The sequence below is a fragment of the Pedobacter sp. 05T44 genome (genome assembly GCF_056395985.1).
In genome coordinates this window covers 215,884-241,833 of sequence record NZ_JBFTKO010000005.1, presented here as the reverse complement: position 1 = coordinate 241,833, position 25,950 = coordinate 215,884, and the positions used below count along the sequence as shown (strand labels likewise).

Below are 25,950 nucleotides of genomic sequence, written 5' to 3'. Positions count from 1 at the left end.
TTATAGATACCAAAAATACAATTATTTGCCCTTTATTACCGGCTTAAGCATTTCAATATAAAGCTCAATCCCCTCGGCAATCTCGTTTACATAAACGTATTCATCAGCCATATGAGAACGTGCTGAATCGCCAGGACCAACCTTTACTGAAGGGATACTCAACAAAGCCTGATCTGAAGTTGTTGGAGATCCGTAAGTTGTTCTTCCAAGTGCAATGCCCGACTGAACCAACGGATGTTCTTTATCTATTGATGATGGTTTTAATCTTATAGATCTTGGAGTTACTTCACAATCTACATTGGTACGGATAATTTTTAATACCTCTTCATTGGTATAGGCATCTGTTACGCGGACATCTACAGTAAAAGTACATGTAGCCGGAACAACATTATGCTGAGAGCCGGCATTGATGATTGTAACCGACATTTTTAACGGACCAAATACCTCAGAGATTTTAGAAAAGCGGTAGTTTCTGAACCACTCAATATCTTTAAGGGCTTTATAAATTGCATTGTCTCCTTCCTCACGTGCAGCATGTCCCGCTTTTCCCGTTGAAGTACAGTCTAATACTAACAACCCACGTTCAGCAATTGCAAGATTCATTTGCGTAGGCTCCCCTACTATCGCAAATTCCAGTTCACCTAAATCAGGGAGTACACATTCCAAACCGTTGTTACCTGAAATTTCTTCTTCGGCCGTTGTAGCCAAACAAATGTTATAGCTCAATTCTTCCTGATTATAAAAGTAGAGAAATGTTGCAATAAGCGATACCAGGCATCCTCCTGCATCATTACTTCCCAACCCGTATAATTTGCCGTCTTCAATAGCTGCATCATAAGGATCACGCGTATAGCCTGAATTTGGCTTTACGGTATCATGATGAGAATTTAAAAGCAAGGTAGGTTTACGCTTATCAAAGTGCTTATTATATGCCCAGATGTTATTAAGCTTCCGGTAAGTTTTTATATCACGTTGCTGCAAAAACTGTTCAATCGCATCAGCCGTCTTATCTTCCTCTTTACTAAAAGACTGAATGCCTATTAGCTCTTTTAACAATTCTAAACTATCTTTTTGCAGTTGTTCTATCATAAGTAATTATTCTTTAGTGTATAAAGCCCCGGCTTTGATTGCCGATAACTTAATACCTTTAATTAAAGATGAGCTGAAGCCATTATGCTCCATCTCGTTTAATCCTGCTATTGTACACCCTTTAGGGGAAGTAACTTTATCGATTTCCTGTTCAGGGTGTGACTGCATTTGCAATAGCAGATCCGCAGCACCTTTTGCCGTTTGCACAGCCATTTTTAATGCTTCATCGGCATGGAAGCCAATTTCTACTCCACCCTGTGAAGCTGCTCTTATTGCACGTAAGAAAAAGGCAATTCCACAGGCACATAGTGCAGTTGCAGAAGTCATCAGGTCCTCGTTAATTTTAACAACAGCCCCAACAGTTTCAAACATTCTAACGACCTCATCTACGTTCTCTTTAGACGCATTATCGGTGGCCACACAAGTCATGGATTGGCCTATAGCTATAGCTGTATTTGGCATTGCCCTTACAACCTGTACAGCATCTCCCAGTTTATTTCTGATATCAATACAGCTTACACCTGATGCAACAGAAATGAAAACCTGTTTCTTTGGATCAACAGCTGGGCGTATTTGATCTAATAATTGATTCAATTGCTGAGGCAAAACCGCCAGAACAATAATATCAGCCGCAGCAACTACGGCAGCATTTTCGCCGCTAACCATAAATCCCTGATCAGAAAATGCAGTTAAATTAGAAACATTGCGCCTAGTCAAAGTAATCTGACCGGGTTCTGCATAACTCGCCTTAACTAGCCCTTTGGCTAAAGAGACACCAATATTTCCGCTTCCTAAAATGGCAATACTGCCTTTAAACTGGTTCATAATTATCTGATTAATCGGGTTCCGAAATTCTGTTGATCTATTTGTGGCAATTCATCTGCTTTGCCAATATATACTGCACTAACTCCACTTTTTATAGCTTCAAAAGCATTATGTAATTTAGGTATCATTCCGCCCGAAACTACGCCTTCATTTTTCAGGGTTTCAAATTCACCCATTCTAATCACCGGTACTAAAGACTGGTCATCATCAATATCCCTCATTACTCCGCGCTTTTCGAAACAGTAAATTAAAGACGTATCATAAAGGGAAGACATAGCAACAGCAACTGCAGATGCAATCGTATCTGCATTGGTATTTAGCAATTGTGAAGCACCATCATGGGTTATCGCACACAATACAGGAACCAGGCCAGCCTTTAGCAGACTATCTAAAGTATCTGAGGAAACGGAAGTCTCATCAAGATCTCCAACAAAACCATAATCAATATCCTTTACAGGTCTTTTAACAGCTTTTATTATGTTTCCGTCTGCGCCGGTTAAGCCAATAGCATTGCTGCCCTTAGCCTGTAACTGGGCAACCATATTCTTATTAATCAATCCGGCATAAACCATGGTAACTATCCGAAGCGTTTCTATATCAGTTATACGCCTTCCTTCTACCATTTTGGCCTCTACGCCCAATGAAACCCCCAGTTCAGTTGCAATTTTACCGCCGCCATGAATTAAAATCTTATCTCCGGGAAGCGCTGTAAAATCAAGCAAAAACTGATGTAGTTTTTCTGAATTATCTATAACATTCCCGCCGATTTTAATTACACTGAGTTTCTTCATATGGTTACCAGATTATTATAATTTTTCTAACATTTGTTTTAATACGGCCTGTGCTGCCCATAAACGATTTCCCGCTTCATGGATAACCAACGAGTTAGGGCCATCCAATATTTCAGAAGAGAGTTCAAGGTCTCTGCGAACAGGCAGGCAATGCATTACTTTTGCATTATTTGTGCCTACTAATTTCTCATTATTAAGCATCCATCCTTCCGGATAGGTAAGTACTTTTCCGTACTCCTTAAAGCTAGACCAATTTTTAACATAAATATAATCCGCCCCTTTTAATGCTTCATCTAAACTATGTGTAATGGTTGCACCAGGAGTAAAATCTTCACTTAATTCATATCCTTTTGGCTGAGCAATGGTAAAATCAAGCATTCCATCCACTTGAGCCTTACACATCCATTCTGCAAATGAGTTAGGAACTGCCTGAGGCAAGGCCTTAATGTGGGGTGCCCATGCTAGTACCACTTTTGGTCTAGCTGCACCACCCCAGGTCTCTTTAATTGTAACAAGATCAGCTAAACTTTGTAAAGGGTGACGGGTAGCACTTTCTAAACTGACTACAGGAACATTACAATATTTAATGAATTTATTAAAAAAGTCCTCATTATAATCTTCATCTCTGTTTATCAGCTTAGGAAAAGAACGCAAGCCTAAAATGTCGCAATATTGCCCCATTACAGCTGCTGCCTCACGAATATGTTCAACAGTAGTTCCGTTCATTACCACACCATCTTGTGTTTCTAATGCCCAGCCCTCTTTATCCATATTCATCACCATCACATTCATACCAAGGTTTAGTGCAGCCTTTTGAGTACTCAAACGCGTGCGCAAACTTGGATTTAGAAAAACCAGACCAAGAGTCTTATTCTTTCCTAAATGCTGATGCGAATAAGGGTTTTCCTTTAGTGCCAATGCGTCTTTAACCAATTGGCCGATGTCTTGTACATCATTTACTGAGGTGAATTGGTTCATCCTTTTAAAGCAATTTTAAATTCTTTCAAAAATTGATCTGCTTGATCCTTAGTTAAATTTAATGCAGGCAAAAGTCTAATTACGTTAGGCTTAGCTTCACCTGTAAATATTTTATGTTTAAATAAAAGCTCTTTTTTAACGTGTGAAAGGCTTTCAGGAAGGTCTATGCCTATCATTAAACCACGTCCACGTACTTCCTTTACTTCTTCAATTTTCTTTAATTCCTCGATCAGGTAGCTTCCTACTGTTTCGGCGTTTTTCAATAAATCATTTTGTTCAATGATCTCAAGAACAGCCAAAGCAGCTGCGCAAGCAAGGTGGTTACCGCCAAAAGTAGTACCCAGCATACCATGCCAAGGCTTAAATTTTGGTGCAATAGAAATTCCGGCTACAGGGAAACCGTTGCCCATTCCTTTTGCCATAGTGTAAACATCAGCGTTAACACCGGCATAATCATGAGAATAGAACATTCCTGTTCTGCCATAGCCACACTGAACACTGTCTGCTATGTAAACCGAATTATACTGATCACAAAGGAAACGGATCTTTTGTAAAAAGCTTATCGAAGCTTCTTTTATACCGCCAACACCTTGAATCCCTTCAATAATTACAGCTGTAATATCATTTCCAAATTCAGCAAATGCCTGCTCCAGGGCAGCTGTATCATTATGAGKAAGAAAAACAATATTATCGGTTTCATTTACTGGAGCAATAATTTTAGGGTTATCAGTAGCCGAAACTGCTAAAGATGTTCTACCATGAAATGCGCCTTTAAAGGCAATTATTTTCTTTCTGCCATTGTAAAAAGAAGCTAATTTTAAAGCATTTTCATTAGCCTCTGCACCAGAGTTACACAAAAACAATTGATAGTCTGTTTTTCCGGAAACCTTTCCTAATTGTTCAGCTAACTGCACTTGTAAAGGAATCTTAACAGAATTAGAATAAAAACCAACCTTATTAAGCTGGTCGGTTAAACGCTGCACATAGTGCGGATGGGTATGGCCTATTGAAATAACAGCATGTCCGCCATAAAGGTCCAGATATTCTTGTCCTTCAGCATCCCAAACGGTACTGCCTTGTGCTTTTACTATTTCTATATTATTTAATGGATATACGTCKAATAAGTTCATTTTTTTAGATTTTTGCTCCGCGTCATCCTGAATTTATTTCAGGATCTCGAAGTAGCATGGGTTAAATGGTTAAATGGAAATCCGGGATCCTGAAATAAATTCAGGATGACGAAACAACAAATTAAAATGCAGCTGCTTTTAGCCGGAGTCCAGTACCTTCTTCTAATCCAAATATCAAATTCATATTTTGTACTGCCTGCCCACTTGCTCCTTTTAACAAATTATCTATTATACTTACAATAAAGAGTTTATTGCCATGTTTTTCTACATGCACTAATCCTTTATTTGTATTTACCACCTGTTTTAAATCAATATTTCTTTTACTTACATGAGTAAAAGGATGTGATGCATAAAAATCTTCATAGATACGCTGTGCCTCCTCTGCAGTCAAATCACTCTCAAGATACATTGCTGCCAAAATACCTCTTGTAAAATCACCACGTTGCGGAATAAAGTTTAAAACTTCATTAAAACCGGGCTCAAGTTGTTTCAAACTCTCTCCTATCTCATTAAGATGCTGATGTTCAAAAGCTTTGTATACTGATAAGTTGTTATTGCGCCAGCTAAAATGAGAGGTTGAAGCCAAGCTTTGTCCAGCTCCGGTTGATCCTGTTGTTGCGTTGATATGCACTTCGCTTTTCAACAAACCCTTTGATGCCAAAGGCAGTAGTCCCAACTGAATACAAGTTGCAAAACAACCCGGATTAGCAATATAACTTGCCTTCTGTATTGCTTCACGATTTAATTCCGGTAAGCCATACACCCATTTATTTCCGGCATTCACTTTTAGTCTGAAATCCTGACTCAAGTCAATTATCTTAATGCTGCTATCAATAACGTTTGCAGCTAAAAATTTCTTCGCATCACCGTGTCCTACACAAAGAAACAAAACATCAATATCCGACGATAATTCATCTGTAAAGCGCAAGTCAGTATCGCCAAATAAATCTGTATGCACATCCGAAATATGGTTTCCGGCATTACTGTTACTATTTACGAATACAATATCAACAATTGGATGGTTCACAAGAATACGAAGCATCTCGCCACCTGTATATCCTGCACCGCCAACTATACCTGCTCTAATCTTCATGACTGTTTACTTTATGCCAGATCATTACCTGGTTACCAAAAATCTTTGAGAAGCCTTTAACATCTTCGCCACTCCATGCGTTGTTCATTTCGCCATAGCTACCGAATTTATTGCTCATCAAATCGTGTTCTGATTCAATTCCGATAATATTGAAACGATAAGGCAACAACTCAACAAACACATTTCCGCTAACTGTTTTCTGTGTATCGGTTAAAAAAGCCTCAATGTTTCGCATAATAGGGTCGTGGAATTGACCTTCATGTAACCAGTTACCATAGAAAGACGACAGTTGTTCTTTCCATGAAAGCTGCCATTTTGTTAGAGTATGTTTTTCTAGCGTATGGTGAGCTTTAATGATCACCATTGGCGCCGCAGCTTCAAAACCCACACGTCCTTTAATTCCTATAATTGTATCACCTACATGGATATCTCTGCCAATACCATAAGGCTGAGCTATTGCCTGTAATTTCTGAATTGCTCTAACCGGCTCAAAAGTTTCGCCATCAATAGCTACCAGTTCACCCTTAGTAAAAGTTAAAGTTAATTTGCGAGGTGTTGTTACGGAAACCTGAGTTGGCCATGCTTCTTCTGGCAACGTCTCATTAGAGGTTAAAGTTTCTTTTCCTCCTACAGATGTTCCCCATAAACCTTTATTAATAGAATATCTTGCTTTTTCAGCGCTATAATGAACACCATGGTTGCTCAAATACTCTATTTCCGCTTCGCGTGACAGCTTTAAATCTCTGATAGGAGTAATAATCTCTACATTCGGAATGATGATATTAAAGATCATATCAAAACGAACCTGATCATTACCTGCACCTGTACTTCCGTGAGCTACGTAATCAGCACCTATTTTCTTAACATAATTTGCAATTGCAGTAGCCTGACTTACACGTTCTGCACTTACCGATAATGGATAAGTTGCATTTTTTAACACATTCCCGAAAACCAAATATTTAATACAGCTGTCATAATAGTTTGTCGTTTCGTCAACCACAGCATGAGAAGCTACACCTAAAGCATAAGCACGTTTTTCTATTTCCTCTAATTCTTCATCAGAAAAACCACCAGTATTTACAATAACAGAATGCACTTCTAATCCGCGATCCTGGGCTAAATAAATACAGCAAAATGAGGTATCCAAACCTCCGCTAAACGCTAAAACAACTTTCTTCTTCATCTTTATAACAGCTATTTAAATAAAACGGTAAACATTAAAAACAGAGATTTTAAACCTCCTTTATTTTCGGGTTTTGAACTAAGTACCAAGCGTTGCTTAATGCGCATAAAGCGCTCGTAAAGCTTAGGCTTCTTGTGCAATTCCTCTGCAAATTTCTTGGCAACATCATGTTTTTGTTCTACAGGATCATACAGCATTGCAGTACACATGCAATTTTTGCGTTCCTTCATCTTTAGAATTTCGAAGTTCACACAACTTTGACAGCCTTTCCAAAATTCCTCATCCTGAGTAAGCTCTGAATAAGTTACAGGTTCATAACCAAGATCAGAATTGATTTTCATTACAGCCAATCCTGTAGTTAAACCAAAAATCTTTGCTTTAGGATATTTTTGTCTCGAAAGCGCAAAAATCTTCTCTTTAATAGCATGAGCAAGTCCCGCTTTTCTGTATTTAGGACTAACTATTAAACCTGAATTGGCTACAAATTGTCCATGTGTCCAGGTTTCTATATAGCAAAACCCAGCCCATGAGCCATCCTTATGGAAAGCAATTACAGACTTCCCGTCTAAAATTTTATTTGCTACGTACTCCGGAGAGCGTTTAGCGATACCTGTACCTCGAGCTTTTGCCGATTCTGCCATTTCTTCGCAAATTTCTTCTGCAAAGACACGATGTTCAGGAAGTGCAACTTGCACTATAAAATCGTTTATATTCATTAATATGATAACGAAAAAAAATAAATGTTCTGATTAATTGTTTTTTGAGAGGCAATCCTCTGTGGAAATGCGTAGAGACATTACGCAGAGATTTACTCAAATCCGCGGCGTATAATTTTGCCGGTTAGTGGTTACAAAAAAAACGGGTCGCAAACGTTCAATAAACAAACTTCTGGAAGCAATATTTTTTGCTTCTACAATAGAAAGTTTATGGGTCGCGTGCTTAATCATTTTCTGTGTATAATAATTCTTTGAATGAGTTGAGGCGCAAAGGTTTAAATAAATATCGAGTTGTGCAATACGTTTTTAATTTTTTTACATTTTTATAATGAAAATCTGCACTTAATTTAACGTCCAAATCTGAAGAAATGAGACAGAATATTTGGCCTTCCCTCCATTATCTCAATAATCATATCCATTCCCATTACCGAAAAAGTAATTCCATTACCCCCAAAACCGAGCAAAAAGTGGCTTTTAGGGTATTTAGGGTGCATTCCTATGTATGGTAAACCATCTTTTGTTTCACCAAAAGTACCAGCCCAGCAAAAGTCCTCAACGAATGAACTATTGGGTAAATATTTTTTTAACGTTTTTTCCAATCTTTCTTTTTTTCTGCTCAAAAGCAGATCTCTTCGAATTGCATTTTTAAAATTTTCATCTTCACCGCMAACAAGAAATCTTCCATCAGCCGTTGTCCGCATATATAAATATGGAGAATCTGTATTCCAAAACAAGGTTCTTTCGTAAATCTCAGGATGTAAATCCTGTCTTTCACTAACCATTGCATAGGTACTTTTCAATTGCACCACCTTATCAGAAAGCATATTTTGAGTTTCATATCCTGTGCAATAAATAATATGTTTTGCAGCTATTTCAGCTCCAGTATTTAATTGAACCTTTACGGCATCCTTTTCGTATTTTACTTTTTTCAATTCAGTTTTATCAAACACCTTTAACCCTCTTTCTGAATTATAGCGCAGCAAATCGTGGGTCAAACAAAAAGCATCCACACTACCCCCATCTGCAGAAAGAATTGCTCCTTCGGCCACAATGCCATATGTAGCCTTTATTTCTTTTTTGTCTAGCCAGTTCACCTCAATACCAGCCATTTTGCGGGCTTCATACTCCTGCTTTAGCCATTTAACATCCTTACTTTTCCCTGCAAAATAAAGGGATTCCTTTTTTTCAAATCCACATGATGAATCAATCTCTTTTACCAGATTCTCCAGTTTATAAATAGAATCTCTGCAAGCAAGGTAGCTCGCAATGGCACCGTGCTCTCCTATCAATTCTTTTAATTTATATAGTGGTACATCAATTTCATATTGAAGCATGGAGGTAGTTGCCGAAGTACTGCCATTAGCAATTTCTCTTTTATCAATCAATATCGTCTTATAACCTTTAGCTATGCAGGCATGCGCCATTAAAGCCCCGGTAATCCCTCCGCCAACAATCAGCACTTCACAGTTCGCATCTGCCCTTAAAGAGGGGTAGGAGTGCATTATTCCATTTTTTACCAGCCAAAACGGCTCATTTGAGCGAACATCCATAAATTTCAATTAATCAAACTATAACAATCTTGTTTGATATGTGTTTTAGATTCGCAAAATTTAAACTTTATGTAAGTTTAACCATATATTGAATTTTCCTTTGGGGTTATTATGAAAACGCATTTCTTAATATTATTTCTTTTTATCGCAGGACCTGCGCTTTCGCAGGACATTCACTATGCCCACGAAATGGTAAAGGAGCTCAGCTCAAAAGAACTTTGGGGCAGAGGGTATACCAATAATGGAATGGCAAAGGCTGCAGATTTGATTTGCTCAGCATTTAAAGCTTACGGGCTTAGCCCGATGAACGGAACGGATTTTAAACAAGCATTCTCTTTTCCTGTAAACACCTTTCCTGGAAAAATGCAGGTTACCATTAATGGCAAGAAACTTAGTCCTGGTAAAGATTTTATTGTAATGCCCCAAAGTATCGGAAAAATAGCCAAAGGAAAGTTTGAACAAAAAGACAGCATTACGTTTGCCGATTCAAGCGAGCGCGTAATTGCCATACTTAAGGATAAACTCACCTGGTCTGTTGCTCCTGAGCAAGGCGACTTCACCGGCATAGAAATAAAAAAAAACGCCATCAAAGGCCTTCCTCTTAACTTTCAAATCAACGTTGAAAACTCGTTTATCCCCGAATTTAATACGGCCAATATCTGTGGAGTAGTAAAAGGAACTACAAAACCCGATTCCGTATTGGTTATAACGGCTCATTACGATCATTTAGGTGGTATGGGTAACAAAACCTATTTCCCCGGGGCCAACGACAATGCCAGTGGCATTTCTTTTTTACTATCTCTGGCAAAATACTACGCCGCCAATCCACAACCTTACACAATGGCGTTTATTTGTTTTGCCGGAGAAGAGGCGGGATTACTTGGATCCAAATACTTTACAGAGTACCCATTGCTTGCGCTCCAAAAAATCAGGTTTCTAATTAATGTTGATATGGTAGGAACAGGAGAAACAGGCATTACCGTTGTAAATGCAACAATCCACCAAAAGGAATTTTCATTATTAAATCAACTCAACGATAAAAACAAATACCTGAAAAAGATCAATTCAAGGGGCAAGGCGGCAAATAGCGATCACTACTTTTTCACTGAGAAAGATGTTCCTGCCTTTTTTATTTACACTACCGGAGGCATCAGTGCGTATCATGATATTTACGACCGGTCTAAAACCCTTCCATTAACAGAATATCAGGATTTATTTAAGCTCTTTGTCGACTTCAATGCGGCATTAATGAATAAATAACCCATGTTTTTCATTTTATTGGCTTTACTTTAAACCAAATTCCTTTAATTTCGTTTTATAATAAAAACAACAACTTATGTTTGATAAATTAATGGCAGCCCAGCAGAAGGCTGACGAAATAAAAAAAAGACTAGATACGATCTCTGTTTTTGGAGAAGTTGAAGGTGGTGCAATACGCGTTACTGCAACGGCAAACAAAGCGATCACAGCAGTTGAGATCAGCGAAGAATTCCATAAGCAGGCCGACAGAGAAGAACTTGAAGAATTACTATTGACAGCTATTAATAAAGCCTTAACACAAGCAGATCAGGTTAGTGCGACAGAAATGCAGGCAGCGACTAAAGATATGTTTGGCGGATTAGGCGGAATGTTTGGACAATAATGAAATATACATATTATGGCCAATCCTGCTTCCTGCTAGAAGCCGATGGCAAAAAGTTTCTTTTCGACCCTTTTATCACACATAATCCGCTCGCTAAGCATATAGATATTAAAAGTATAGAGGCTGATTATATCCTGGTAAGTCATGGCCATGGCGATCACGTTGCCGATCTCGTGGAAATTGCAAACCAAACCAATGCACTTGTTATTGCGATAGCAGAAGTTGCTGATTGGGCCGGCAAGCAGGGGATAAAAAATGTACATGGAATGAACTTTGGAAGCCAAAACTTTGATTTTGGAAAGCTAAGAATGGTGTGGGCTACACATTCAGCAGCTCTACCCGACGGTACCTGCGGCGGAAATCCGGCAGGTTATGTACTGGAACTTGAAAATAAAACCATTTATTTTGCAGGAGATACCGCACTAACGATGGAAATGAAACTTCTTGCTGAGCTTTATAACCTAAGTTATGCAATCCTGCCAATTGGAGGTAACTATACAATGGATGTTGATGATGCCATTATCGCTACAAAATATATTGATTGCAACACCGTGATTGGTGTGCACTACAACACCTTCCCTGTAATAGAAATTGATACAGAAGAAGCCTTAGCTAAATTTAAAAGAGAAAATAAAGTTCTATTATTGCCGGCAATTGGCGAAACCATTGAGCTTTAAAATAAAAAGCCTCGTTATGAAAATTCAAAACGAGGCTTTTTTTATACGCATTAATTAATGCGCCGCTAACCAGTTATCTCCTTCGCCAATTTCAACTTCAATTGGAACGGATGTTTTAATCGCTGTTTTCATTCTATATGAAATGATCTGTTTCATTGCTTCAACTTCAGATCTAAGCACATCAAAAACCAACTCATCATGCACCTGCATGGTCATTTTTGATTGAAGGTTCTGATCCTGAATATCCTTATGAATATTGATCATGGCCACCTTAATCATATCTGCTGCAGAACCTTGTATAGGTGCATTTATGGCATTTCGCTCTGCAAAACCACGTACTGTCTGGTTGGCAGAGTTGATGTCTCTTAAATATCTTCTTCTGCCTAAAATGGTTTCCACAAATCCATTTTCGCGGGCAAAATTCATCGTGTCCGACATGTATTTTTTAATCCCCGGATATTGCTCAAAATACTGCTCAATAATGGCCGCGGCCTCTTTACGTGGAATGCCCAGGTTTTGCGACAAGCCAAAAGCAGATTGGCCATAGATAATCCCAAAGTTTACCGCTTTTGCATTCCTTCTTTGGGTAGAATCAACCTCTTCAATTGAAATGCCATATACCTTTGCTGCTGTTGCGGTATGAATATCGATACCCTTACTAAAGGCATCCAGCATGTTTTCTTCTTTACTGATCTCAGCGATAATGCGAAGCTCAATCTGAGAATAATCCGCAGAAAGCAGCACGTGATCTGCATCTCTAGCAATAAATGCTTTGCGCACCTCTCTACCCCTTTCCGTACGGATTGGAATGTTCTGCAGATTCGGGTTATTAGAACTTAACCTTCCTGTTGCGGCAACAGCCTGATTATATGAAGTGTGAACGCGACCAGTCCTTGGGTTAACTAGTAAAGGCAAGGCATCAACATAAGTAGACTTTAATTTTTGCAGCTGTCTGAAATCTAAAATATCCTGAACGATGTCACTTTTATGAGCGAGGGCCAATAACACATCCTCACCGGTTTGGTACTGACCTGTCTTTGTTTTTTTTGCTTTAGGATCTAACTGTAGTTTATCGAAAAGAACCTCTCCCAGTTGTTTTGGTGAGGCCAGATTAAACTTAATACCACACTTATCATAAACATTCTGCTCAAACCTTCTGATGTCTAGCTCAAGCTCTTTAGAATAGTTAATCAAGGTGTCCATATCTATTCTAACCCCCTCTTTTTCAATATCCGCAAGCACATAGATCAAAGGATTTTCAACATCAGTGGCAAGCTGTTCTGCATTAAGCTGTTTAAGCATTGGCTTAAACACGTTGGCAAGCTGCAAGGTTATATCGGCATCTTCAGCCGCATAATCTACCACCTGCTCAACTGGAACATCCCGCATATTCCCTTGCCCCTTTCCTTTGGCACCAATAAGCTTAGTTATTGAAATGGGCGAATAGCTCAAATAATTCTCGGCCAGCACATCCATGTTATGTCGTGTGTCCGGATCAATCAAATAATGTGCAAGCATGGTATCAAATAGCTTTCCTTTTACAGATACACCATACCATTTAAATACAAGCATATCATATTTAATATTCTGTCCTATTTTGGCTATATTTTCATTTTCAAGAACAGGCCTAAACTCATCAACAATTACCTGGGCTTCTGCTCTTTCTGCCGGTACAGGGATATAATATCCTTCCCCTGGCGTTATACTAAACGAGATTCCCACCAGATCTGCAAGGTTGGCATCCGTTCCTGTTGTTTCTGTGTCAAATGAGATGCTTTCCTGCTTTAAAAGGAAGTCCACAAGCTCCTTACGCAATTCCGGAGTATCTATTAATTTATAATTATGTTCCGTATTTTCAATTGTTTTAGCGGCAACGGCTTGTTCAAATACTTCCGAAATAACTATAGTAGTTTTAGTTTTTACCTCAACTTGATCTGCCACATTACCAAAAAGATCAATTTGTTGTGATCCCCCTGTTTTACCTTCGGCTACATTAAACCCATCACCAAAAACGCGCTTACCAATTGTTCTGAACTCCAACTCCGCAAACAACGGCTCCAATAATTCTCTGCTAGGTTCTTCAAGCTCTAAGGCCTTTTCATCAAATGGAACGGGAACATTAAGTATAATGGTGGCTAATTTCTTAGAGATCATCCCCTGTTCGGCGTAGGTCTCCACATTTTCACGCTGTTTTCCTTTAAGTTCGTGTGAATTTGCAATAATGTTCTCTATAGAACCATATTGTTTAATCAATAATTTCGCAGTTTTTTCTCCAATTCCCGGAATTCCGGGAATATTATCAACCGCATCGCCCCATAAACCAAGAATATCAATTACCTGTTCAACATTTTCGATCTCCCACTTAGCCAGTACTTCTTTTACACCTAAAATCTCCATCTCATTACCCATTCTCGCAGGCTTATAGATAAAGATGTTTTCAGATACCAATTGTGCAAAGTCTTTATCCGGCGTCATACAATACACCTGAAATCCGGCTTTCTCAGCCTCTTTTGCCAAAGTTCCAATAATGTCATCCGCCTCAAATCCATCCTTTGTAATTACTGGAATATTAAACCCTTCTATCAGCTTAAAAATATATGGAAGTGCGGCCGATAAATCCTCTGGCATTGCTTCTCTGTGAGCCTTATAGGCTTCAAAATCGGTATGCCTTTCAGTAGGTGCTTCAGTATCAAATACAACCGCTATATGTGTTGGTTTTTCCTTTTTAAGTACTTCCAGTAAAGTATTTGTAAAGCCCATAACTGCCGAAGTGTTAACTCCTGTAGAAGTAAACCTTGGGTTTTTACTCAGTGCAAAATGGGCCCGGTAAATAAGCGCCATGCCATCAAGAAGGAAAAGTTTTTTCATTGGTATCTGATTCGTTTAATGATCGTGAAAGTTACTACTTTCAACATATCTCAAAGTTAATAATAGAGATCGGATTAGATAACAAACACAAAAGAAATTCCGTTATTTGAGTAATTATGAAAAGAGCAATTAAAACCTTCGCCTTATTAACGACGCTTTTGGTAATCGCATTACGCTCATCAGCACAAGATGCAGTAGTCATTGCCTCTGGAGATTTTGTAAGAGGAACCATACAGGGCACCAATTTTTCGACAGTTATTCTTAAAAACGACGACGAGACCCTCGTTCAGTATAAAGCCAGCGACATTAAAGAGTTTTTATGGAATGGGGAAACCTATGTTAGCAAGCCCATTGTAATTAAAAAGAAAATGGAGCATCGGTTTTTTAAAATTATAGAACAGGGCGCAGTAAATTTATATGCAATTGGTGGCGCCACAAGTATTGAACAACCGCAGCCAAAAAGAGCACGAATCAGGCCATCTGTTGGTATTGGCACAGGAACCGGTGGTTTTGGAGGAGTAGGTGGCGGTGTTGGTATTTCATTTGGAGGAGGCAGAAGAAACGATGCTGAGCAAACTAATCGTAACCTCCCGACAGCCTATTTTATTGAAAAATTTGGAACAGGACCAATGCAGGAAATCCCTGCTGATGGCAATTCATCGGGAAAAACAGACCTGATTAAAAGTATTCTGCTTCAAAAACTTACCAACGATGAAGATCTTGCTGAACGTATAAAGGCAACAGAAGCTTTTGATGCCAAACTCATAAAAGCTTTTGTTGCAGCATATAACGATATGCAGAAAAAATAATCTCTAAATTATCGGCTTATACAGCCTTCAACATGGTCATTTACCATACCCGTAGCCTGCATATGGGCATAACAGATTGTGGTTCCAAAAAATTTAAACCCTCTCTTCTTCATGTCCTTGCTAATTAAATCTGATATCTCTGTTCTTGGAGGCACATCTCCTAAAGACTTAACCCTATTCAGAATGGGTTTCTTATTTGGCAAAAAGCCCCACATATAGTCGGCGAATGAACCAAATTCCTTTTGTATGCCTATGAAAAGCTTTGCGTTGTTTATTGCTGCATTAATTTTCAATCTGTTTCTAATAATACCGGCATCATTCATTAACCTTTCCACATCCGCCTCGACAAATGCGGCAACTTTTTCTACATCAAAGTCCGCAAAGGCTTGTCGATACCCATCTCTTCTTCTTAGAATAGTGATCCAGCTTAATCCGGCCTGGGCACCTTCAAGAATTAGAAATTCGAATAATGTTTTATCGTCGTAAACAGGCTTTCCCCATTCTTCATCATGATATTTCACATACAAAGGATCAGTTCCACACCAACCACATCTAACTATTTCTGCCATTATTTAAAGACTAAGTTCATCCCAATATTCAACTGCCCTTCTGTAATGAGGAATTACAATAGAGCCCCCAACTAAATTAGCGATCATAAATACTTCGTTGATCTCCTCATTGGTTACTCCTTCATCGTAACATTTTTCCAGGTGATATTTTATGCAATCATCACAACGCAAAACCATTGACGCCACAAGACCAAGCATCTCTTTAGTTTTTACATTTAATGCTCCTTCCGCATATGTGGTTGTATCTAAAGCAAAAAACCGCTTTATGTTTGTATTTGCGGTTTCCATAATCCTGTCATTCATTTTAGAACGATAGTCATTAAACTCTTCTACTAATTGTCCCATTATATTAAAATTAATTCCACGTGCCCGTTCATCAAAGTTTTTATTTTAAGGCTACAATTCAACCAGAGGATCCCAGAAATGCTGTCTAAAATTCTGGATTTTATCATTTTTAACTACTACTCCTTCTTTCTCCAGCATTTCCTGCATCAGATCGGGCTCAGAGAAATGGAATTTACCAGTGAGCAACCCACTGCTGTTAACCACCCTGTGAGCAGGTATTTCCGGATGGGCCAAATGTGCATTACTCATTGCGTATCCCACCATTCGGGCCGAACCGCCTGCGCCTAGACTTTTAGCTATGGCTCCATAAGAGGTTACCCTTCCTTTAGGTATTAACCTCACTAACTCAAAAACCTGGTCATAAAATGATTGTTCCATCTAATCAATTTATATTCAGTTCTAAACTAATCAAAAGAGAACTGGATGTAATTTATATTCTTATCATGTTTCAGATAAATCCTTTCGTAATGCGTTTTAATAGCTAAAACTGCATCTGCATACTCTGATTTATACAATTGATCCGTATTTTTATGGCAAACTAACCCTAGCTCCTGAACTTTCTCCACAGTATAAAGATACAAACCGTCGTTGTCAGTTTTCAAGTTTATTTTACCTCCCGGTTTTAAAAAAGTTCTGTACTTATCTAAAAACCCTGGAAACGTTAAGCGTTTTTTCTCACGACTATCCTGTGGTTGCGGATCAGGGAAAGTTATCCATATTTCGTCTACTTCATGTTCGCCAAAGAACTCCACAATATCTTCAATCTGAATCCTCAAAAAAGCTAGATTTGATATTCCCTCGTCCATGCCAGTACGTGCGCCACGCCAAATCCTGTTTCCCTTAAGGTCAACACCAATAAAATTTTTCTCAGGAAACATCTTTGCCAATCCAACAGAGTATTCGCCCTTACCGCACGCGAGTTCTAAAACAACAGGATTGCTATTTTTAAAATGCTGAGACGCCCATTTACCTTTTAATTCTTTACCTGCATCAAGCTGATAAACATTAGGAAAGGTATCTATTTCCGCAAATTTTCTTAACTTATCTTTACCCACTACTAAAATTATTTTTATGCAAACTTAAACAAATAGTTATTTCATATATTCCGTCATCCTGAATTTATTTCAGGACCTCGCATTAGCAAGGCTTTCTGCATTTCCAATTCTAACCTCTATCGATGCCAACAGGATTTTGTACTTTTGTAATAATCATTAAAAGCAAATTGGAAAAGAACGCAAAAATATATGTAGCTGGTCACCGTGGTATGGTTGGCTCCGCAATTTATCGTAAGCTGATCAAAGAAGGTTTCACAAATTTAATCATCAGAACTTCAGCAGAATTAGACTTGCGCAATCAGCAGGCTGTAACCGATTTTTTTGAATCAGAAAAACCTGAGTACGTATTCCTGGCAGCTGCCAAAGTAGGCGGTATTATTGCCAACAATACTTACCGCGCAGATTTCCTTTACGAAAACCTTTGTATCCAAAATAACGTTATCCACCAATCATATAAAACAGCTGTAAAGAAGCTGATGTTTTTAGGTTCAAGTTGCATTTACCCTAAGCTTGCACCACAGCCATTAAAAGAAGACTACCTGCTTACAGGGTTACTAGAAGAAACCAACGAACCTTATGCTATTGCTAAAATTGCAGGTATAAAAATGGCCGACGCTTACCGGTCACAATATGGCTGTGATTTTATTTCGGTAATGCCCACCAATTTGTACGGGTATAACGATAACTATCACCCACAAAACTCACATGTCCTCCCTGCTTTAATTCGGAAATTTCACGAAGCCAAAGTTAATGGCACACCAGAAGTTATCATCTGGGGATCCGGAGCTCCAATGCGAGAATTTTTATTTGCTGATGATCTGGCCAATGCCTGTTATTTCTTAATGCAAGAATACAATGAGCCTGGTTTTGTAAATGTTGGAACAGGAAAAGACCTGACGATAAAAGACCTTGCATTATTAATTAAACGCATTGTTGGATTTAAAGGAGAACTAACCTTTGATAGTAGCAAACCAGACGGAACCCCACGCAAATTAATGGATGTTTCTAAATTACATTCACTCGGATGGAAGCATGAGATAGAACTTGAAGAAGGAATTAAACTGGCTTATCAGGATTTTTTAGCTAAGCATAGTTAAAATTGATATCTTTGCTAAAGAGAATAAACTTTAGCTATATGACCTTAGTTCAACTAGAATACATTGTAGCGGTAGATACTTACAGAAGTTTTGTAGGCGCTGCCGAAAAGTGTTTTGTTACCCAGCCCACCCTCAGTATGCAGGTACAAAAGCTTGAAGAAATGCTAAATGTAAAAATCTTTGATCGAAGTAAACAACCCATAATTCCGACAGAAATAGGTGCGCAGATTATTGAACAGGCTCGCCTCGTTCTTCAGGAAAGCCACAAAATTAAAGAGATTATTAGTAGCCAGCAGCAAGATGTTGTTGGTGAACTTAAAGTAGGTATTATACCCACAGTAGCCCCTTATCTGTTACCAAGAGTAATCGCTGCAATGATGGAAAAATATCCCGATCTAAAACTTCTGATTTGGGAATATACTACAGAAGATATCATTCATCATTTAAAAACAGGAATACTGGATTGCGGAATATTGGCCACTCCACTTGGAGACGGCGCAGTAGAAGAAGCTCCATTGTATTACGAAAACTTTGTTACTTACATCAGCAAAAACAGTAAACTTTATAAAAAGAAAACCATAGATGCCGATGACCTGGAGGATGAAAATATCTGGTTGTTAAACGAGGGACATTGTATGCGGTCGCAGGTATTAAACATCTGCAGATCAACCAAGCAAAATCGTCTGCAAGGGCTTACCTATAATACAGGAAGTGTCGAAACGCTTATCCGCATGGTAGATATGAATAATGGCGCCACTCTGCTGCCAGAGCTTGCACTAGAAGAGTTAAGCAACAAGCAGCTAAGCAAGGTAAGGTATTTTAAATCTCCTGAACCTGTCCGTGAGATCAGCCTTGTTACCCATAAAAATTTCATAAAAAAAAGAATGCTTAATGCGTTGAGAGAAGAGATTTTGGCAGTTATACCAAAAACAATGCGCCAGAAAAAGAAAAAGGATATTGTAGGGATATAACTTACATCCCTACTTCACTAACTTACACCCTTTACTTTTCTGCATGAAGTCCGACTTTGTTTCCTTCTGAGTCAATAATAATTGCTATATATCCCGMGGGAATTAGTGTTTTGGGAGCAATAATTTTTCCTCCTGCCTGTTCCACTTTGTCAAGAACAGTTTGAATGCTTGGACTCGCATTAATGTAAACTATCGTCCCGTTACCAGATGGGCTGTTTCTCTCTGTTTTTGACAATACTCCTGTAACTCTCCCTGATGTTGCCTGAACAACATTAGGATCAAACGGAAAGAAAACGGCTTCGTCGTGCCCATCTGCTCTTTTAACCATTTCAATGTCTAAAATGGTTTCATAAAAAGTCTTTGCTCTTTCAGTATCTACTACTGGGATTTCAAACCAAGTCAAAACATTGGTGTTTTTATCAATTTTCTTAAGTAATTCCATGATGTTTCTTTTATAAAAGCCTATTACTACAAAGTTGATAAATGAAAAGGCTAATGACCTGTGACAATCGTCACAAAATCACGAAAGAGTTCTTCTTTTGCGTATTCTGCTTAAGGTTTCCCTTGAAACACCAAGAAATGAAGCCAATTGAGATAGTGAGACCCTTTGCAGGATTTCAGGATGTTTGGTTTCTATATATTCCAGGCGTTCCTGAGCCGAATAGATCTTAAATAGGTTTGCAAATTCTTCCTGTTTAGAGGCAAACAAGCGGATGCAATTACGCCCTAAAGTCTCTATTTCAATCGCCTGTTTTGCAGCCTGAAACAATTTATTCTTATCAAAAACGACTACTGTTAATGGCTCACAGGCGATGATATTAAATTCAGATTTCAGCCCATTGCCAAAACTGTTGACGTTTGTTGCAATATCATTTTCAAAGAAAAACCCTGTGTTTTTTACAACTCCATCAATTTCATAATAGCTTTTACAATAACCATCATCTATATAAAATAGTGAATTACAGACCTGTCCCTCTTTTAATAGGAACTCATTTTTCTTCAACTCTTTTTTGTTTAACGCAGGTTGAAGCAATTCCCAGCTTTTATCAGAAAACGCCGTTAGCGAATGAATATATTTTAATAGACTGTTCATTTGTTCAGATAACGCAAATCAAAAAAGGCCCCTATGATTCGCATCGGGGCCTTTTATATAGTTTCCGTCTGACGGAAGTTTATGTAAATTATGCTTTTTTGAAACGTTCTGCAACAGCATCCCAATTAACTACATTCCAGAAAGCTGCAATATAATCAGGACGTCTGTTTTGATATTTTAAGTAGTAAGCGTGTTCCCAAACATCCATACCTAAAATTGGTGAACCTTTTACTTCAGCGATATCCATTAATGGATTATCTTGATTAGGAGTAGAAGAAACTACTAATTTTTTATCAGCACCAACGCTTAACCAAGCCCATCCTGAACCAAAACGGGTTGCACCTGCTTCAGCAAATTTAGTTTTGAAATCAGCGAAAGATCCAAAAGCTGCATTGATTGCTTCAGCTAATTCACCTTTAGGCTCGCCGCCTTTATTTGGACCAATAACTTCCCAGAATAAAGAGTGGTTATAATGACCGCCGCCATTGTTTCTAACAGCAGCAGGAAATTTAGAAATGTTTTTAACGATTTCTTCGATGCTTTGGCTAGCTTCCGGCTTGCCTTCTAAAGCTTTATTTAAGTTGGTAACGTAAGCCTGGTGATGTTTACCATGGTGAATTTCCATAGTTTGTTTATCGATATGCGGTTCTAATGCATCTGTTGCGTATGGTAACGCAGGTAATTCAAAAGCCATATTATTTATGATTTAAGTTTAAAAAATATTTTCKGACAATCCTGGTTCAATTGTGTTTCAAAAGTTTAGGATTAAACACCAGAAAACAATTCAACTGAGCAAATATAACATTCGGAGGTTAAGTTTTGTTCAATTATTTGTCAATATTAACCCCTTTTATTTATAAAAAACCGTTTCATCAGATTTCCGCATTGCATGGCCAAAACATTTCCTTGCAGAATTGTTTTTGGATGCAATAAAGATGCTCCTTTGGTCGTAAAACCTCTTTTTGGTTCCGGGGCACCGTAAACGATGCGACCTATTTGTGCCCAATAGCTTGCGCCTGCGCACATTACACAAGGCTCAACGGTTACATACAGGGTGCAATCTTTTAAATATTTGCCACCAAGAGTTTGCGAAGCTGCTGTAAATGCCTGCATTTCTGCATGTGCAGTTACGTCATTTAACTGTTCGGTTAAATTATGCCCGCGCCCCACTATCCTGCCCTTACATACCACTATTGCTCCAATTGGGATTTCTTCTGCGTCAAATGCTTTTTGAGCTTCCTGAAGCGCTAAAAGCATGTAATGCTCGTCTTCTGCGGCAGGGTTCTCTTCTTCTGAAAAATTATAATAACTCATTTAGCACAATTTACTGCCATTAGGCACTTTACCATTTAGGGCTGTTAATACAATATCTCCATTTTCGTCAGCAAAGCCTGTTACCAAGAACTCTGACATAAATTTCCCTATCTGTTTTTTAGGAAAATTAACCACTCCTACTATTTGTTTACCAACCAACTCTTCTTTAGTATAATGTGCTGTAATCTGGGCACTACTCATTCTGATTCCAAGCGCGCCAAAATCTACCTTTACTTTATAAGCTGGCTTCCTCGCCTCCGGAAAATCAAAGACTTCAAGAATAGTTCCTGCCCGAAGTTCTACTTTTTCAAAATCATTCCAGGTTATTTCTTCCATGCGATAAAATTACAACTTCTCGGCAATACTGCCTATCATATCTCTGCTCTTCTGCATATATTTGTAAAGCAAGGCCCCTTAACATAACAATTCCAACCCCAATGATACCGTTTAAAGAGATTTCCTATTTTGCCCTGGCCGCGTTGATCCTTGTGATCAGCCCCRGTCCAAATATGATCTATTTAATATCCCGTTCCATTACCCAGGGACAACGATCGGGGTTAATTTCACTGGCAGGAATCATATCTGGTTTTCTCTTTCACATTGTTATGGTTTCTGCAGGTCTAACAGCTGTACTCTTTGCCGTCCCTTTTGTATACACTACCATTAAAACACTGGGGGTACTATATCTGTTGTACCTGGCCTATCAGGCAATTAAGCCAAACGGAAAAAGTCTTTTTGAAGTCAGACAAGACCTGGCTAATGACAAACCAGCCAAATTGTTCAAAATCGGGGTATTAACCACTGTATTGAATCCTAAAGTTGCTGTATTCTATTTATCTTTTTTTCCTTACTTTATAAAACAGGAATATGGTTCTGTATTCATACAAAGCCTGCAACTCGGCATTACCCAAGTAAGCATCAGCTTTACGATTAACTTTATCATCGTACTAACTGCCTCAAAAGTCGCGCTGTTCTTTTCAAAAAGCCCGGGCTGGGTAAAAATCCAGAAATGGTTTATGGCAAGTGTTTTGGCTTCGTTAGCTATAAAAATGGCATTAAGCAAAGAAAAGTAGCTGCTAGCCCCCCTTTTTTTTATCTTTGTGCCATGATCGATGTAATACTCAAAAAAGGCAAAGAAAAAGCTGCCGTACTTCGCCACCCCTGGATTTTTTCCGGTGCACTTGATAAAGTTAAAGGTAAGCCTTTAAATGGCGAGATTGTATCAGTATGGTCGGCAGAGAAAGAGTTTCTGGCTTATGCCTATTACAACGACCAATCCAGAGTGGCATTGCGCCTGCTAGAATGGGACCAAAATACCGAAGTAAACAAAGCCTGGTATCAGCAAAAGCTTAAAAGCGCAATTGCGTCCCGCAAACACGTATTAAGTGAGAATACCAATACCTGCAGGCTTGTATTTAGTGAGGCTGATTTTTTACCGGGCTTAATTGTAGACAAATATGCTGATTTCCTTTCCTTGCAGATTTTAAGTGCAGGTATAGAAACAGTAAAAGATGATATCATCGATATTTTAAGGGAAGAGTTAAACCCCATCGGAATATTTGATAAAAGCGATGMCGGAGCACGTAAACACGAAAACCTGGAGGTTACACAAGGGTTGTTATGGGGAGAGACACCTCCCGAGTTTATTGAAGTGAAGGAAAATGGAGTTGTTTACCACATCAATATTGCGGATGGGCAAAAGTCAGGCTTCTATTGCGATCAGCGAGACAACAGATTAATTCTTGCGGAATATACTAAGGACAAAACGGTATTGGATTGTTTCTGTTATAGCGGTGGTTTTTCATTAAACAGCTTAAAACAAGGTGCATCTCATGTAACCAGTGTAGACAGCTCTGCTCTTGCCATAGAAACACTGCAGCACAATCTTACGCTTAACGGACTTTCGCAGGATAAACAAACCAGCATCCAATCCGACGTAAACAAGCAACTGCGTGTATTTAAAGAAGAGGGTAAGAAATTTGATGTTTTAGTACTTGATCCACCAAAATATGCACCATCACGTTCTGCATTAGACAGAGCTGCACGTGCCTATAAAGACTTAAACAGACTTGGCATGCTTCTGCTTGAAAGCGGTGGTATCCTTGCTACTTTCTCGTGCTCTGGTGCAGTAGATCTTGAAACTTTTAAACAGATTATCGCCTGGGCAGCATTAGATGCAGGTAAGGAAGTGCAAATCATTAAGCAGTTTAGTCAGCCCGAAGATCATCCTGTGCGCATTTCTTTTCCAGAAGGTGAGTATTTAAAAGGCTTGCTCTTAAGGGTATTGTAGACTAATCTTCCGGAAGTTTATCGTACTCCCCTTTTAGGGCATAGTAGCCGAAAACAACAAGCCCTGCACTGATGGGGATAAAAATAAACAGGATAATACCCCACTGTAAAGCTGTGTTTGTTTTTGCCACTCCTTCTGGGGCAAGGCCTACTTTTTCAATAGCCTGTATAAACATAAATATGATAGATGCCGGACCTAGTAAGATCCAGAATATTCCTAATGCTTTTTTTAATCCGTTCATGGTAATTTCTCTTTTAATTGATTAATGATCAGCCTCGCCATGGTCCGGCTTTTTATTCGATAAATAAATCGCCCCTATAATAAAACTTAATGCGGCTATTCCAATTGGATACCACAAGCCAGATAATGGCGTAGAACCCGAGAAACTAGCTATAAGCGTTGCAATAAACGGCACCAACCCCCCAAATACGCCATTACCCACGTGGTATGGCAGCGACATGGATGTATATCTTATTTTGGTTGGGAACAACTCTACTAAAAATGCAGCGATAGGACCATATACCATTGTTACCAGCAAAATCTGAAAGAAAATAAGGAACACAAATTTCCAGAAAACAGGAGTAGAAAGCTTTTTATCCTTAAAAGCATCAGGCGAAATACTTTCAGGCTTACTTAAATCAGCGTATTTAGTATGCGCCTGTATTTTTGTAAACGACGCTCCACTTAATAAAGTAACCTGAGATGCGGTGGTAATTAAACTATCTGAAGTATTCTCAATCAAGGTTTTTGTTACCGCAGGATTGGAAATTTCTTTAATATCTTTCTGCTCGATCTTGGTTACATCTGTATCATCAAGGAATATCTGATATATTGGCCGGTAAAAGATAATCCCCAGCAACATCCCTGTCAGCATAATCCACTTTCGACCCACCTTATCGCTCCATGAACCGAATATTACAAAGAAAGGCGTTGCAAAGGCTATACCCCACAAAAGAATGTATCTGGAGTCGTTAAAATCGACCTTACAAGTGTTTTCAATAAATGATTGGGCATAAAACTGACCGGTGTACCAAATAACCCCTTGCCCCATGGTTGCACCAAAAAGAGCCAGTAGCACCATTTTAAAGTTTGCTTTGTGGCTAAAGCTTTCTTTCAATGGATTTTTAGATATATTGCCCTCTGTTTTTAATTTAGTAAACATTGGCGACTCATGCATTTTCATTCTGATGTAAATGGAAACGCCTACCAGTAAAATGGATAATAGGAATGGAACTCTCCAACCCCAGGCAGCAAAATCTTCGGCACCTAGCAGGTTTTTAGTTAACACAATTATCCCTAATGAAAGGAACAATCCTCCGGTTGCCGTAGTTTGAATCCAGCTGGTAAAGAAACCACGTTTATTTGCAGGGGCATGTTCAGCCACATAAGTAGCGGCTCCGCCATATTCACCACCAAGGGCAAGGCCTTGTATCAATCGTAAAATCAACACCAAAATTGGCGCAGCATAACCAATACTGGAATAGGACGGGATAAGCCCAATAAGAAAGGTTGATCCACCCATGAGTACCAGAGTCAAAAGAAAAGTATATTTTCGACCAATAAGATCGCCCAAACGGCCGAACACCAAAGCACCAAACGGCCGCACAATAAACCCAGCAGCAAATATTGCAAGGGTATTTATTAATGCTGAAGCTCCTGCATCTGCAGGAAAAAGCTGTGATCCGATAATGGTGGCCAGACTGCCGAAAATGTAGAAATCATACCATTCGATTAGTGTACCCAGGGACGACGCCCCAATTACTTTGAAAATGCTATTCTTTTGTGGTTCAACGTTCATATTATAGTTTAGGATATTTGGCTTACCACTAAACTACAATTATTTATTAATTACCGACAAACATTTT

The 25,950-nt window shown here is 38.8% G+C and carries 29 protein-coding genes; 8 read left to right on the top strand and 21 right to left on the bottom strand.

Annotation, left to right across the window (positions count from 1 at the left end; all coding sequences use genetic code 11):
• Window positions 1-21: 21 nt before the first annotated feature.
• The 9 genes from AC1DDK_RS11160 to AC1DDK_RS11120 form a co-directional block, all read right to left on the bottom strand.
• Complete coding sequence (locus AC1DDK_RS11160; RefSeq protein WP_172662253.1) at window positions 22-1,089, bottom strand: M20 family metallo-hydrolase; 1,068 nt, start codon at window positions 1,087-1,089, stop codon at window positions 22-24.
• A 6-nt stretch (window positions 1,090-1,095) separates the two neighbouring features.
• Window positions 1,096-1,914 carry a pyrroline-5-carboxylate reductase gene (proC, locus tag AC1DDK_RS11155; protein ID WP_172662254.1) on the bottom strand — a complete coding sequence of 273 codons (819 nt, stop codon included), beginning with the start codon at window positions 1,912-1,914 and terminating at the stop codon, window positions 1,096-1,098.
• A 2-nt stretch (window positions 1,915-1,916) separates the two neighbouring features.
• Complete coding sequence (gene argB, locus AC1DDK_RS11150; protein ID WP_172662255.1) at window positions 1,917-2,705, bottom strand: acetylglutamate kinase; 789 nt, start codon at window positions 2,703-2,705, stop codon at window positions 1,917-1,919.
• Between the two features lie 15 nt (window positions 2,706-2,720).
• Complete coding sequence (locus AC1DDK_RS11145; RefSeq protein ID WP_172662256.1) at window positions 2,721-3,683, bottom strand: Rossmann-fold NAD(P)-binding domain-containing protein; 963 nt, start codon at window positions 3,681-3,683, stop codon at window positions 2,721-2,723.
• Complete coding sequence (locus tag AC1DDK_RS11140; protein WP_477633904.1) at window positions 3,680-4,813, bottom strand: aspartate aminotransferase family protein; 1,134 nt, start codon at window positions 4,811-4,813, stop codon at window positions 3,680-3,682. Before AC1DDK_RS11140 ends, AC1DDK_RS11145 begins: the two co-directional genes overlap by 4 nt.
• A 121-nt stretch (window positions 4,814-4,934) precedes the next feature.
• Complete coding sequence (gene argC / locus AC1DDK_RS11135; protein ID WP_172662258.1) at window positions 4,935-5,906, bottom strand: N-acetyl-gamma-glutamyl-phosphate reductase; 972 nt, start codon at window positions 5,904-5,906, stop codon at window positions 4,935-4,937.
• Window positions 5,896-7,089: an argininosuccinate synthase gene (gene argG / locus AC1DDK_RS11130; RefSeq protein WP_048908220.1), complete on the bottom strand. Its 1,194-nt coding sequence runs from the start codon at window positions 7,087-7,089 to the stop codon at window positions 5,896-5,898. Before argG ends, argC begins: the two co-directional genes overlap by 11 nt.
• A gap of 11 nt (window positions 7,090-7,100) precedes the next feature.
• Complete coding sequence (locus tag AC1DDK_RS11125; protein WP_048908219.1) at window positions 7,101-7,805, bottom strand: N-acetyltransferase; 705 nt, start codon at window positions 7,803-7,805, stop codon at window positions 7,101-7,103.
• 347 nt (window positions 7,806-8,152) lie between these two features.
• On the bottom strand, window positions 8,153-9,355 hold the full coding sequence (locus AC1DDK_RS11120) for an NAD(P)/FAD-dependent oxidoreductase (protein WP_477633903.1): 1,203 nt from the start codon (window positions 9,353-9,355) through the stop codon (window positions 8,153-8,155).
• A gap of 111 nt (window positions 9,356-9,466) precedes the next feature.
• Between AC1DDK_RS11120 and AC1DDK_RS11115 the strand changes: the two genes are divergently transcribed.
• From AC1DDK_RS11115 to AC1DDK_RS11105, 3 genes are all read left to right on the top strand, one after another.
• Window positions 9,467-10,615 carry a M28 family metallopeptidase gene (locus AC1DDK_RS11115; RefSeq protein WP_172662260.1) on the top strand — a complete coding sequence of 383 codons (1,149 nt, stop codon included), beginning with the start codon at window positions 9,467-9,469 and terminating at the stop codon, window positions 10,613-10,615.
• Between the two features lie 76 nt (window positions 10,616-10,691).
• A complete protein-coding gene (locus AC1DDK_RS11110; protein ID WP_048908217.1) occupies window positions 10,692-10,997 on the top strand; it encodes a YbaB/EbfC family nucleoid-associated protein in 306 nt (101 codons plus the stop codon).
• Window positions 10,997-11,674, top strand: a complete 678-nt coding sequence (locus AC1DDK_RS11105; RefSeq protein ID WP_172662261.1) for a metal-dependent hydrolase — start codon at window positions 10,997-10,999, stop codon at window positions 11,672-11,674. The genes AC1DDK_RS11110 and AC1DDK_RS11105 overlap by 1 nt, the downstream gene beginning before the upstream one ends.
• 54 nt (window positions 11,675-11,728) lie before the next feature.
• Here AC1DDK_RS11105 and polA read toward each other — a convergent pair whose 3' ends face one another.
• Window positions 11,729-14,542, bottom strand: coding sequence for a DNA polymerase I (polA, locus tag AC1DDK_RS11100; protein ID WP_337717043.1), 2,814 nt, complete (start codon window positions 14,540-14,542; stop codon window positions 11,729-11,731).
• Window positions 14,543-14,658: 116 nt separating this feature from the next.
• Here polA and AC1DDK_RS11095 point away from each other — a divergent pair, with 116 nt between their 5' ends.
• The gene (locus AC1DDK_RS11095; RefSeq protein WP_172662263.1) at window positions 14,659-15,351 is read left to right on the top strand and encodes a hypothetical protein; all 693 of its coding nucleotides are present in this window, start codon (window positions 14,659-14,661) and stop codon (window positions 15,349-15,351) included.
• Between the two features lie 8 nt (window positions 15,352-15,359).
• Here AC1DDK_RS11095 and AC1DDK_RS11090 read toward each other — a convergent pair whose 3' ends face one another.
• Genes AC1DDK_RS11090 through trmB form a run of 4 tightly spaced genes read right to left on the bottom strand, consistent with a single transcriptional unit; the run spans window position 15,360 to window position 17,320 of the window.
• A complete protein-coding gene (locus AC1DDK_RS11090; RefSeq protein ID WP_172662264.1) occupies window positions 15,360-15,920 on the bottom strand; it encodes a DNA-3-methyladenine glycosylase I in 561 nt (186 codons plus the stop codon).
• A gap of 3 nt (window positions 15,921-15,923) precedes the next feature.
• Window positions 15,924-16,265, bottom strand: coding sequence for a carboxymuconolactone decarboxylase family protein (locus tag AC1DDK_RS11085; RefSeq protein WP_172662265.1), 342 nt, complete (start codon window positions 16,263-16,265; stop codon window positions 15,924-15,926).
• A 51-nt stretch (window positions 16,266-16,316) separates the two neighbouring features.
• On the bottom strand, window positions 16,317-16,643 hold the full coding sequence (locus tag AC1DDK_RS11080) for an MGMT family protein (RefSeq protein WP_172662266.1): 327 nt from the start codon (window positions 16,641-16,643) through the stop codon (window positions 16,317-16,319).
• A gap of 26 nt (window positions 16,644-16,669) precedes the next feature.
• Window positions 16,670-17,320, bottom strand: coding sequence for a tRNA (guanosine(46)-N7)-methyltransferase TrmB (gene trmB / locus AC1DDK_RS11075; protein WP_172662267.1), 651 nt, complete (start codon window positions 17,318-17,320; stop codon window positions 16,670-16,672).
• A 167-nt stretch (window positions 17,321-17,487) separates the two neighbouring features.
• Here trmB and fcl point away from each other — a divergent pair, with 167 nt between their 5' ends.
• A complete protein-coding gene (gene fcl / locus AC1DDK_RS11070; RefSeq protein WP_288883836.1) occupies window positions 17,488-18,417 on the top strand; it encodes a GDP-L-fucose synthase in 930 nt (309 codons plus the stop codon).
• A 38-nt stretch (window positions 18,418-18,455) separates the two neighbouring features.
• Complete coding sequence (locus AC1DDK_RS11065; protein WP_172662269.1) at window positions 18,456-19,388, top strand: hydrogen peroxide-inducible genes activator; 933 nt, start codon at window positions 18,456-18,458, stop codon at window positions 19,386-19,388.
• Window positions 19,389-19,419: 31 nt separating this feature from the next.
• Here AC1DDK_RS11065 and AC1DDK_RS11060 read toward each other — a convergent pair whose 3' ends face one another.
• The 5 genes from AC1DDK_RS11060 to AC1DDK_RS11040 all read right to left on the bottom strand — a co-directional run bounded on the left by AC1DDK_RS11060 (window position 19,420) and on the right by AC1DDK_RS11040 (window position 22,131).
• Window positions 19,420-19,830, bottom strand: coding sequence for a VOC family protein (locus tag AC1DDK_RS11060; protein ID WP_477633902.1), 411 nt, complete (start codon window positions 19,828-19,830; stop codon window positions 19,420-19,422).
• A 78-nt stretch (window positions 19,831-19,908) separates the two neighbouring features.
• A complete protein-coding gene (locus tag AC1DDK_RS11055) occupies window positions 19,909-20,481 on the bottom strand; it encodes a Crp/Fnr family transcriptional regulator (RefSeq protein ID WP_337717044.1) in 573 nt (190 codons plus the stop codon).
• An 88-nt stretch (window positions 20,482-20,569) separates the two neighbouring features.
• A complete protein-coding gene (locus AC1DDK_RS11050; protein ID WP_172662272.1) occupies window positions 20,570-21,175 on the bottom strand; it encodes a superoxide dismutase in 606 nt (201 codons plus the stop codon).
• A gap of 146 nt (window positions 21,176-21,321) precedes the next feature.
• The gene (locus tag AC1DDK_RS11045) at window positions 21,322-21,795 is read right to left on the bottom strand and encodes a nucleoside deaminase (RefSeq protein WP_172662273.1); all 474 of its coding nucleotides are present in this window, start codon (window positions 21,793-21,795) and stop codon (window positions 21,322-21,324) included.
• Window positions 21,796-22,131, bottom strand: coding sequence for a tRNA-binding protein (locus AC1DDK_RS11040; RefSeq protein ID WP_172662274.1), 336 nt, complete (start codon window positions 22,129-22,131; stop codon window positions 21,796-21,798). It abuts the gene before it with no gap.
• Window positions 22,132-22,232: 101 nt separating this feature from the next.
• Between AC1DDK_RS11040 and AC1DDK_RS11035 the strand changes: the two genes are divergently transcribed.
• Complete coding sequence (locus tag AC1DDK_RS11035; RefSeq protein WP_477633901.1) at window positions 22,233-22,868, top strand: LysE family translocator; 636 nt, start codon at window positions 22,233-22,235, stop codon at window positions 22,866-22,868.
• A gap of 32 nt (window positions 22,869-22,900) precedes the next feature.
• Window positions 22,901-24,085 carry a class I SAM-dependent rRNA methyltransferase gene (locus tag AC1DDK_RS11030; RefSeq protein WP_477633900.1) on the top strand — a complete coding sequence of 395 codons (1,185 nt, stop codon included), beginning with the start codon at window positions 22,901-22,903 and terminating at the stop codon, window positions 24,083-24,085.
• A 1-nt stretch (window position 24,086) separates the two neighbouring features.
• On the opposite strand, the gene AC1DDK_RS11025 is transcribed toward AC1DDK_RS11030, so the two are convergent.
• Window positions 24,087-24,326 (bottom strand): DUF6814 family protein, encoded by a 240-nt coding sequence (locus tag AC1DDK_RS11025; RefSeq protein WP_048908201.1) that lies wholly within the window; start codon window positions 24,324-24,326, stop codon window positions 24,087-24,089.
• A 21-nt stretch (window positions 24,327-24,347) separates the two neighbouring features.
• Window positions 24,348-25,883 carry an MFS transporter gene (locus AC1DDK_RS11020; RefSeq protein ID WP_337717046.1) on the bottom strand — a complete coding sequence of 512 codons (1,536 nt, stop codon included), beginning with the start codon at window positions 25,881-25,883 and terminating at the stop codon, window positions 24,348-24,350.
• Window positions 25,884-25,950 lie beyond the last annotated feature (67 nt).

Bases quoted from the DNA above. Each gene is read 5' to 3' on its own strand.
- AC1DDK_RS11095 (WP_172662263.1), top strand. From the start codon at position 14,659: ATGAAAAGAGCAATTAAAACCTTCGCCTTATTAACGACGCTTTTGGTA.
- AC1DDK_RS11055 (WP_337717044.1), bottom strand. From the start codon at position 20,481: ATGAACAGTCTATTAAAATATATTCATTCGCTAACGGCGTTTTCTGAT.
- argB (WP_172662255.1), bottom strand. From the start codon at position 2,705: ATGAAGAAACTCAGTGTAATTAAAATCGGCGGGAATGTTATAGATAAT.
- argG (WP_048908220.1), bottom strand. From the start codon at position 7,089: ATGAAGAAGAAAGTTGTTTTAGCGTTTAGCGGAGGTTTGGATACCTCA.
- AC1DDK_RS11160 (WP_172662253.1), bottom strand. From the start codon at position 1,089: ATGATAGAACAACTGCAAAAAGATAGTTTAGAATTGTTAAAAGAGCTA.
- argC (WP_172662258.1), bottom strand. From the start codon at position 5,906: ATGAAGATTAGAGCAGGTATAGTTGGCGGTGCAGGATATACAGGTGGC.
- AC1DDK_RS11020 (WP_337717046.1), bottom strand. From the start codon at position 25,883: ATGAACGTTGAACCACAAAAGAATAGCATTTTCAAAGTAATTGGGGCG.
- AC1DDK_RS11090 (WP_172662264.1), bottom strand. From the start codon at position 15,920: ATGGCAGAAATAGTTAGATGTGGTTGGTGTGGAACTGATCCTTTGTAT.
- AC1DDK_RS11145 (WP_172662256.1), bottom strand. From the start codon at position 3,683: ATGAACCAATTCACCTCAGTAAATGATGTACAAGACATCGGCCAATTG.
- AC1DDK_RS11105 (WP_172662261.1), top strand. From the start codon at position 10,997: ATGAAATATACATATTATGGCCAATCCTGCTTCCTGCTAGAAGCCGAT.
- AC1DDK_RS11080 (WP_172662266.1), bottom strand. From the start codon at position 16,643: ATGGAACAATCATTTTATGACCAGGTTTTTGAGTTAGTGAGGTTAATA.
- AC1DDK_RS11040 (WP_172662274.1), bottom strand. From the start codon at position 22,131: ATGGAAGAAATAACCTGGAATGATTTTGAAAAAGTAGAACTTCGGGCA.
- AC1DDK_RS11085 (WP_172662265.1), bottom strand. From the start codon at position 16,265: ATGGGACAATTAGTAGAAGAGTTTAATGACTATCGTTCTAAAATGAAT.
- AC1DDK_RS11115 (WP_172662260.1), top strand. From the start codon at position 9,467: ATGAAAACGCATTTCTTAATATTATTTCTTTTTATCGCAGGACCTGCG.
- polA (WP_337717043.1), bottom strand. From the start codon at position 14,542: ATGAAAAAACTTTTCCTTCTTGATGGCATGGCGCTTATTTACCGGGCC.
- AC1DDK_RS11050 (WP_172662272.1), bottom strand. From the start codon at position 21,175: ATGGCTTTTGAATTACCTGCGTTACCATACGCAACAGATGCATTAGAA.
- AC1DDK_RS11045 (WP_172662273.1), bottom strand. From the start codon at position 21,795: ATGAGTTATTATAATTTTTCAGAAGAAGAGAACCCTGCCGCAGAAGAC.
- AC1DDK_RS11025 (WP_048908201.1), bottom strand. From the start codon at position 24,326: ATGAACGGATTAAAAAAAGCATTAGGAATATTCTGGATCTTACTAGGT.
- proC (WP_172662254.1), bottom strand. From the start codon at position 1,914: ATGAACCAGTTTAAAGGCAGTATTGCCATTTTAGGAAGCGGAAATATT.
- AC1DDK_RS11065 (WP_172662269.1), top strand. From the start codon at position 18,456: ATGACCTTAGTTCAACTAGAATACATTGTAGCGGTAGATACTTACAGA.
- AC1DDK_RS11110 (WP_048908217.1), top strand. From the start codon at position 10,692: ATGTTTGATAAATTAATGGCAGCCCAGCAGAAGGCTGACGAAATAAAA.
- AC1DDK_RS11125 (WP_048908219.1), bottom strand. From the start codon at position 7,805: ATGAATATAAACGATTTTATAGTGCAAGTTGCACTTCCTGAACATCGT.